This is a genomic window from Stenotrophomonas sp. TWI700 (assembly GCF_039673645.1).
GTDB lineage: Bacteria > Pseudomonadota > Gammaproteobacteria > Xanthomonadales > Xanthomonadaceae > Stenotrophomonas > Stenotrophomonas maltophilia_AA.
Map to the genome: position 1 here is coordinate 1 of NZ_JBDJMB010000052.1, position 7,421 is coordinate 7,421.

Consider the following 7,421-nt stretch of genomic DNA (forward strand, 5'->3'; position numbering starts at 1 on the left):
GGCCGGCTCCCTTGAACCCTGCAGAGCCGGCCAGCGGCCGGCACTACCGACAGCGATCTCCAACCGACAGCGCCTTCCGACCGATAGCGCCACACCGGGCGGCCGGCGCAGGTGTCACACCGCGCGCGGCGCCATCTTCCACAGCAGCGCGCGGAACGGTGCCAGCAGGAACACGCCGATCGTCAGCTTCACCGCAAGATCGCCCAGCGCCCAGCTCACCCACGGCAGGCTGGAACCGGCGAACGCGATGCTCCAGAAAATCGTCGTATCCAGCGTCGCGCTGCAGGTCGTCGCCACCATCGGTGCGCGCCACCAGTGCCCACGGCGCAGCCGGTCGAACACGGTGATGTCCAGCAGCTGCGCGGCGATGAAGGCCAGGCACGAGGCCACCGCGATCCGCGGCGTGGCGATCCAGATCGACAACAGCACCGCCAGCGCGAAACCCGCCCACGCCACCCGCCGTGCCGCCGCCGGACCAAAGCGGCGATTGATCAAATTGCTCACCAGGAAGGCGACCGGGTAGCTGAAGGCGCCCCAGGTCAGCCAATCATTGATCGGGTACTGCACCAGCACGTTCGAGCCCAGCACCACCGCGCCCATGGCCAGCACCGCCAGCAGCAGCGAGCGGGGGGTCAACGGGGCAAACGCAGTGGCGGGACGCGCGGACATGGGATGGAGCTGGGATGCAAGGGGCCGCATTATGGTTGCAGTTTGAAGGGCACGCCACTTCTCCCTAAACGCGCAAGATTTATAGTCCTGGCGTACCATCAGCGTCCTTAGGACGCTGATGGTACGCCAGGAGTAAAATTGCTACATGAACTGGCGAAAAACACCTGTTGTTGCGTACCGGGAAGCCAGTCGAATTGCCTCTAGTCGGCATGGTATACAATCAACGTCCTAAGGACGTTGATTGTATACCATGCCATCTAAGGGCGTAGCGGAATTGAGAGGCCAAGCCATGTCCACCCATTCCCCGATAGCGTGGCGAGACGCACTCGACCTTAAAATCCGTGAGGAGTTCAGGTCTCCCGTGATCAGCAACCATGCGCTGGCGGTTGCTTTGATTCGGCTCCTGAATAAAGCTGAATACGCAGGCAGGCCAGTGCGTCTCCCTCGCAACGAGTTGGAACGCAAGACGTTCTGGTCCGCACGCCAGGCGTTGATAGACCGCGGGGCGTTGCTTCCGGAGCGCGGATTGCCCAATTCCCTTTTGCGCATCCCCGGGCGTAAAGACGCTTCACCGGGTGAAGTAATGTGCGCCATTGATCCTTTTGGGCACGTTGCCTTCCTGAGTGCGATGGAATTCCATGGCCTCACCAACCGCTTGCCCAAGATTCTTTATTTCGTCACTTTCGACGCCGTGTCTTGGCGTCAGCAGGCGTTGCAGCGGATGAGTCGTGAACTAGGCGATCTCCTCGCCGTCTTCAACGAAGCTGACCTCCCCCCGCTGCAGTACTCGAATATCAAGCGACTCAATGGCGTCGTCATCGAAACCCTGCGGACCAAGGATGCAGGCGATTGGCGACATGCATTGGACGGTGCGCTGCGGGTGACAGGGGTTGGCCGCACCTTTCTGGACATGATCAAGAGGCCCGACCTGTGCGGTGGTATCCGCCACGTTATCGAGGTGTTCGAAGAGCACGCATTGACCTATCTCAATGCCATTGTTGCCGAATTCAACACACATGGTGGGAAGATCGACTGTGTGCGTGCTGGCTACATATTGAATGAGCGATGTGGGATCGACCGCGCTGAAATTGATGCCTGGGTTGTCCATGCTTCACGGGGGGGATCGCGAAAGCTGGATGCGCAGGCGGAGTACTCGCCAGACTTTTCCGAGAAGTGGAGCCTCTCCATCAATGCCTAGTCTGCTTCACGACATTCCAGCCTGGGTCCGCTCGGCAGGCGTCCAGCAGGTGCCGCTAAGGCAAGCGGTCCATTGCGTACTCGAGACCATTGCACGGACCCCACGGCTGAGAGCTTTGCTTTGCATGAAAGGGGGCATTTTGATGGCCCTGCACTACGACAGCCCCCGATTCACCACTGATATCGATTTCTCCACGCCGGATTCATTCACCGAAGAGGCGGAGAAGGAAACGGTGGAGCTGATGTCTGCCGTGCTTCCGGGCGTCGGCGAAACGCTTGGATATGACGTGGAGTGTCGGTTGCAAGGGCATAGGGTGAGGCCCAACCGCGAAGGCACACGAGTCAACCTCACCATGAGCATTGGATATGCCCTCAAGGGCACACCAGCGCACAGACGTCTGGTGGCGGGCCAGTCGCCGTTCTCGCTTTCGATCGACTTCAGTTTCAGGGAGCGCATCCCTGCCTCGGAAGAGGTTGAGATCAGCGAAGGGGGACATCTGTGCGTCTACGGTCTGACGACGTTGGTTGCCGAAAAGATGCGTGCGCTGATTCAGCAGCCGCTCCGCAATCGATACCGACGGCAGGACGTGTTTGACCTTCACTACCTGCTCGAACAGCGCCCGGAGCTTTCGTTCCCGCAATGGCAGAGCGAGGTGTTGAGTGACCTCCGGATCAAGTGCGAGGACCGCTCCGTTCCCCTGAGTGCCGACGCAATCGATGACCCCGCCGTTGCGGAGCGCGCCGAACGCGACTACGACACGCTTCTGGTGGAGGTCGACGGCGACGTTCCGCCATTCCACACCGCTTTTGCGCGCGTCCGCACCTATTTCCACACGCTGCCTTGGGAGTAGGTGCGGGACCTACCAGCGTTCGCTCATGCTGGTCGCCGCCGCATCCTGGGTCGGCAGGAATGCCAGCGCGGCACCTTCGGCATCGGCCACCATCCAGCCCGCACCGGCCGGGGTCGGGGTGAAAGCCAGCACATCGCCCACCTTCACGCCTGCCGCCGGGTTGTCGGCACGCGCGGGCCATGCCACCACCGCCGGTGCATCCGGGGCCTGCGGGTTCTTCAGCTCCACCTCGTAGCTGCCGTCCGGCTGGTGCGTCACGCGCTCCACGGTGAGGGGCGGCATCGGCGCGGCCTTTTGCCGTTTCGCGGCCCGGGCGGCGCGGTTGTGCGGCATGGAGGCGTCATGCAGTTCGCTCACGCCCAGCGCGCTGAGCCAGACCGGTGCGGTGATCACCGCCAGGCTCACCACCGAAGTGGTGAGGACGCTGCTGGTGACCGGCGAGGCATAGCCGAATTTCTGGGCGCTGGCGGGCAGGCTGGTGACCATCAACGCCAGCGCGAGGGCCGATCCACGGGCCAGTGGCGCGATCCCTCGGTGGCCGGCGCGGCTCACCAGCGTTCGCTCGATTGACTGGACTGCGCCGCAGCCGCCTCGGTCGGCAGGAACGCCAACGCGGTGCCTTCGGCGTTGGCCACCGTCCAGCCGGCGCCGCCTGGCGAAGGCGTGAGGTCCAGCACGTCGCCGACCTTGACCGTCTCCGCCGGGTTGTCGGTGCGCGCCGGCCAGGCCAGCACGGCCGGTTCGTTGGGTGCTTGGGGATTCTGCAACGCCAGCTGCACGCCACCTTCGGCGGTGCGCTTCACTTTCTCCACTGTCAGCGGTGGCAGGGGCGCGGCCTTCTTCGCCTCGGCACGGGCGCGGCTGCGGCGGGCCGAGCCGTCGCTGGCCTTGCTCAGACCGGCCGAGACCAGCCAGACCGGTGCGGTGATCACCACGACACTCATCACCGAGGTGACGATCGCGCTGCTGGCGACCGGGTGCTGGGTACTGAATTCCTGGGCCGATACCGGCAGGCTGGAGGCGCACAGCGCAACTGCCAGCAACGGCGAAACAGCAAGGCGGGAAATCCGTGTCATCGGGAACTCCTGTGTCACATCGACGTGGGGAAACAGTATGCCTGCGCCGCGTTGGGCCGCAGCACCCTCATGGCTTGGGCGGCGCAATGCCCTTGACCGGCACGTGCGGCACCGCCAGCTCCTGCTGCAGGCTGCTGCGCAGCTGCAGGAAATCGAAGATCGATTCCACCGTCACCACCGAGTACTTACCGGAAAGGCGCTCGCTGGCCGGGTGGTCGGTAACAGCCGCATTGGGCACGAAGAAGCGCGCGCCGAGCCGCTTGGCCACGCCGATGTGCAGCGTGCTGGGCGTGTACATGTGTCGCTGCAGCCATTCCTGCGCCTGGGTGCGGTTGACGATCAACGTGCGCTCTTCCACCTGCGCCATCGCCGCGCCCAGGACTTCCAGCACCCACTGGTTGGAATTCTGGTATTCGGTGCGGAACGGATAGGCCACCACGCTGTAGCGTGCCTCGTGCAGCGCCTTCGCCTGGATCGCCGGCTGGGTGAGCATCGCCTTGAGCGCATCGCGCACGGCCGGGGTCGGCACCCCGATGCGCAGGTCGGTATGGCTGGAGGTCTCGCCGATGAAGGTGGCGACACCCTCGCGGAACAAGTGCGACTCCGCGGTCTTGCAGGGATTGAGCAGATGCACCGCGCGCCATTGGCCATCCTCCTCGCGCAGCAGGAAGGCCAGGTGGCTGTGGCGCAAGCCGTACTTGCTCAGGTCCTGGCCGCCGCGGGCGATCAGCACCACGTCCACGCCCTCGAGGGCGTCCAAGGCGTCCGTGGTGGCCAGGGCCACATCGAACATCGAGGCCAGCGCGGCGGGCGTGGGATAGCGTTCGGTGCACTGCGGCTCGGCGTGTGCGGTCAGCGCAGCGCCGAGCAATGCCGCGCACAGCAAGGCAGGGTGCAGGCGCTGGCGCAGGGCAGCGAAGGGTACTTCCATGTCACACGTTCTCCGGCGGCACCGGCCGCGGGCGCATCATAACGCCGACTCAGCGTGCAGCGTCCTCGCGACGCAGTTCCCGTTCACCGTCCTTGAATCCCCAACCGCGCGCGCACCTCTTCGGCAACGCGCGTGGTCTCGCGCAGCGGTTCGATGCGGCCGTCCTTCTGCCAGTCCAGCCAGCGCAGCTGCAGGCGGCCACGCTCGCGCAGCGCGCTCTGGAAGTGCGCCAGCCGTCCCTGCGCCTGGTCGGCCAGGGCGATGGCCACCGGCATGCGCGTGGCGCAGGCTTCGGAGAGCAGGTTCACCGAGTCCGGCGAGACCACGACGCGATTGGCCCAGCCGAGCAGGCCGGCATACGGATTGACGCCATCACCGCCGTCGCCCCAGATCACGTTCGGCACATCGGCGAACGCACTGCGCAGCGCGCCGACCAGCGCGGGGGGCGTGCGTCGCGAGGTCGTGGCCAGCAGGCTGCCGCCCTCCGCGCGCAGCTGCGATGCCAACTGCTGGAAGACATGCACCATGTCCGGCTCATGCCAAGGTGCGTGCGGGGTCGGCCCGCCGACCAGCAGCGCGGTGCGCGGGCCGGGCAGGGCGCTGAACGTCGCGAAGGCGGCACGGCCGCAGGCCAGCCAGTCATCGTTGACCGGATTGAGGCTGCCCAAGAGGGTGAGCACGTTGCTGCCGCGCAGGCGGTCGTGTTCGGGGACGACCAGCAGGTCCCAGTGGCGCGGGCTGAGGCGGGGGTCGAGGATCTGCACCACCCGGGTGCCACGGCGGCGCAGTTCGCGCAGCGCCCCGGCAGCCTGGCGGCCACAGCCGATGGCCAGTTCCGGGACCTCTTCGGCCAGCGCGGCGAAGGCCTCGCCGTAGCCGGCGGCGGCGCCCGGCAGCCAGCGCGGGGCCAGCCAGCGCCAGGGCGCGCGCGGCGTGAGTACCAGCGGACGATGCGCCCCCAGCTTCAATGCCGTGGCCAGGGCCACCGCCTGCCGCACATTGCCGGCACGGCCGTCAGTGATCGTCCAGGGCGGACTCCATCGTTTCACGTATGACATTAATTCGTTTCAGTCAGGCTGGGTGTTGCAACTGTCGCGACACTCTACACTGCCAGCCTTCGCCGATCGCGCGGTCGCCCTGCCACGGTAGCCGATGCGCGAACGATTCCCCTTGTTTCCGGAGGCTTCATGTCCCACGTCCTTGACGATGCTGCGCTCGATCAGTTGTTCCGTACCGCCCGCACCCAGAACGCCTTCCTCGACAAGCCGGTCGAGGACAGCCAGCTGAAGGCGCTCTATGAGCTGCTGAAGTGGGGCCCGACCGCCGCCAATGGCAGCCCGGCGCGCTTCGTGTTCGTGAAGTCCCCGGAAGCCAAGGCCAAGCTGGCCCCGGCGCTGTCCGAAGGCAACCACGACAAGACCCTGGCCGCCCCGGTCACGGTGATCGTCGCCTTCGACGAAGACTTCCACGAGAAGCTGCCGTTCCTGTTCCCGCACACCGACGCCAAGGCGTGGTTCGACGGCCCGCGTGAAGGCCGTACCGAAGGGGCATTCCGCAATGGCAGCCTGCAGGGCGCCTACCTGATCCTGGCCGCCCGCGCGCTGGGTCTGGATGCCGGCCCGATGTCCGGCTTCGACAACGCCAAGGTCGACGAAGCCTTCTTCAAGGGCACCGCGATCAAGTCGAATTTCCTCGTCAACCTGGGGTACGGTGACGCCTCGGGCCTGTTCCCGCGGCTGCCTCGCCTGTCGTTCGACGAAGCCGCCCGCATCGCTTAAGCGTTACCGCCGGATCGTGGCCCATCCGTGCGGATGGGCTGCATGACCTTTGCTACTTTTCCCTTCGAATCGAGAGAGACCTGACATGACCGTGACCCGCAAACTGCTGCTGCCGCTCGCCCTGACCCTGGCCATCGCCGCCTGCTCCAAGCCGGCTGACGAAGCCGCTGCCCCGGCTGCCGACGCGCCGGCCGCCACCGAAACCGCCGCCCCGGCTGCGGACGCTGCTGCTGCCGCCCCGGCGGCCGATGCGATCCAGATCGCCTCGGGCACCTACAAGCTCGACCCGACCCACACCGACGTGCTGGTCCAGTGGAGCCACTTCGGCTTCTCGCACCCGACCGCCCACTTCGGCGCGGCCGAAGGCACCCTGGTGTATGACGCGGCCGACGTGACCAAGTCGACCGTCGAAGTGAAGCTGCCGCTGACCGGCCTGAACAGCTTCACCGCCAAGTTCGACGAGCACCTGAAGAGCGCCGATTTCTTCGACGCCGCCAAGTTCCCGGCCGCCACCTTCAAGAGCACCAAGGTTGAGGCCAACGGCACCAACAAGCTGACCGTCACCGGCGACCTGACCATCAAGGACATCACCAAGCCGGTGACCCTGGATGTCACCGTCAACGGCGGCGGCGAGCACCCGATGGCCAAGGTGCCGGCGGCGGGCTTCGATGCCACCACCACCATCAAGCGCAGCGATTTCGGCGTCGGCGCGTACGCCCCGAACGTCAGCGATGAAGTGAACATCCGCATCACCACCGAGGCCACTGGCGAAAAGCCGGCTGCCTGAGTTTCTCCTCACTCGTCGTGAGAAGGCAGAAAGCCCGCCAATTGGCGGGCTTTCTTTTTGTGCGCCTACCGGTCGATACTCGGTAGTGCCGGCCGCTGGCCGGCTCCTCATCATCCTGGACGGAAGGGGGAG

9 protein-coding genes are annotated in these 7,421 nt (G+C 65.7%); 4 read left to right on the top strand and 5 right to left on the bottom strand.

The window, feature by feature from the left end; genetic code table 11:
* Nucleotides 1–114: 114 nt before the first annotated feature.
* Nucleotides 115–669, bottom strand: coding sequence for a queuosine precursor transporter (locus ABE473_RS18545; RefSeq protein ID WP_176990514.1), 555 nt, complete (start codon nt 667–669; stop codon nt 115–117).
* Nucleotides 670–958: 289 nt separating this feature from the next.
* Between ABE473_RS18545 and ABE473_RS18550 the strand changes: the two genes are divergently transcribed.
* Together ABE473_RS18550 and ABE473_RS18555 are read left to right on the top strand one after the other, a co-directional pair.
* A complete protein-coding gene (locus ABE473_RS18550) occupies nt 959–1,867 on the top strand; it encodes a hypothetical protein (protein ID WP_346490508.1) in 909 nt (302 codons plus the stop codon).
* On the top strand, nt 1,860–2,717 hold the full coding sequence (locus ABE473_RS18555) for a nucleotidyl transferase AbiEii/AbiGii toxin family protein (RefSeq protein ID WP_346490509.1): 858 nt from the start codon (nt 1,860–1,862) through the stop codon (nt 2,715–2,717). Before ABE473_RS18550 ends, ABE473_RS18555 begins: the two co-directional genes overlap by 8 nt.
* A 9-nt stretch (nt 2,718–2,726) precedes the next feature.
* On the opposite strand, the gene ABE473_RS18560 is transcribed toward ABE473_RS18555, so the two are convergent.
* From ABE473_RS18560 to ABE473_RS18575, 4 genes are all read right to left on the bottom strand, one after another.
* The gene (locus tag ABE473_RS18560; RefSeq protein WP_346490510.1) at nt 2,727–3,269 is read right to left on the bottom strand and encodes a hypothetical protein; all 543 of its coding nucleotides are present in this window, start codon (nt 3,267–3,269) and stop codon (nt 2,727–2,729) included.
* The gene (locus tag ABE473_RS18565; protein WP_346490511.1) at nt 3,266–3,793 is read right to left on the bottom strand and encodes a hypothetical protein; all 528 of its coding nucleotides are present in this window, start codon (nt 3,791–3,793) and stop codon (nt 3,266–3,268) included. The genes ABE473_RS18560 and ABE473_RS18565 overlap by 4 nt, the downstream gene beginning before the upstream one ends.
* Before the next feature lie 67 nt (nt 3,794–3,860).
* Complete coding sequence (locus tag ABE473_RS18570) at nt 3,861–4,724, bottom strand: DUF2145 domain-containing protein (protein WP_346490512.1); 864 nt, start codon at nt 4,722–4,724, stop codon at nt 3,861–3,863.
* An 83-nt stretch (nt 4,725–4,807) separates the two neighbouring features.
* Nucleotides 4,808–5,782 (bottom strand): mitochondrial fission ELM1 family protein, encoded by a 975-nt coding sequence (locus ABE473_RS18575; RefSeq protein ID WP_346490513.1) that lies wholly within the window; start codon nt 5,780–5,782, stop codon nt 4,808–4,810.
* A gap of 129 nt (nt 5,783–5,911) precedes the next feature.
* Between ABE473_RS18575 and ABE473_RS18580 the strand changes: the two genes are divergently transcribed.
* Both ABE473_RS18580 and ABE473_RS18585 read left to right on the top strand, forming a co-directional pair.
* A complete protein-coding gene (locus ABE473_RS18580; protein ID WP_176990511.1) occupies nt 5,912–6,502 on the top strand; it encodes a malonic semialdehyde reductase in 591 nt (196 codons plus the stop codon).
* An 85-nt stretch (nt 6,503–6,587) separates the two neighbouring features.
* Complete coding sequence (locus tag ABE473_RS18585) at nt 6,588–7,289, top strand: YceI family protein (RefSeq protein WP_179461051.1); 702 nt, start codon at nt 6,588–6,590, stop codon at nt 7,287–7,289.
* Nucleotides 7,290–7,421: the final 132 nt, after the last annotated feature.

Bases quoted from the DNA above. Each gene is read 5' to 3' on its own strand.
- ABE473_RS18570 (WP_346490512.1), bottom strand. From the start codon at position 4,724: ATGGAAGTACCCTTCGCTGCCCTGCGCCAGCGCCTGCACCCTGCCTTG.
- ABE473_RS18585 (WP_179461051.1), top strand. From the start codon at position 6,588: ATGACCGTGACCCGCAAACTGCTGCTGCCGCTCGCCCTGACCCTGGCC.
- ABE473_RS18545 (WP_176990514.1), bottom strand. From the start codon at position 669: ATGTCCGCGCGTCCCGCCACTGCGTTTGCCCCGTTGACCCCCCGCTCG.
- ABE473_RS18550 (WP_346490508.1), top strand. From the start codon at position 959: ATGTCCACCCATTCCCCGATAGCGTGGCGAGACGCACTCGACCTTAAA.
- ABE473_RS18565 (WP_346490511.1), bottom strand. From the start codon at position 3,793: ATGACACGGATTTCCCGCCTTGCTGTTTCGCCGTTGCTGGCAGTTGCG.
- ABE473_RS18575 (WP_346490513.1), bottom strand. From the start codon at position 5,782: ATGTCATACGTGAAACGATGGAGTCCGCCCTGGACGATCACTGACGGC.
- ABE473_RS18555 (WP_346490509.1), top strand. From the start codon at position 1,860: ATGCCTAGTCTGCTTCACGACATTCCAGCCTGGGTCCGCTCGGCAGGC.
- ABE473_RS18580 (WP_176990511.1), top strand. From the start codon at position 5,912: ATGTCCCACGTCCTTGACGATGCTGCGCTCGATCAGTTGTTCCGTACC.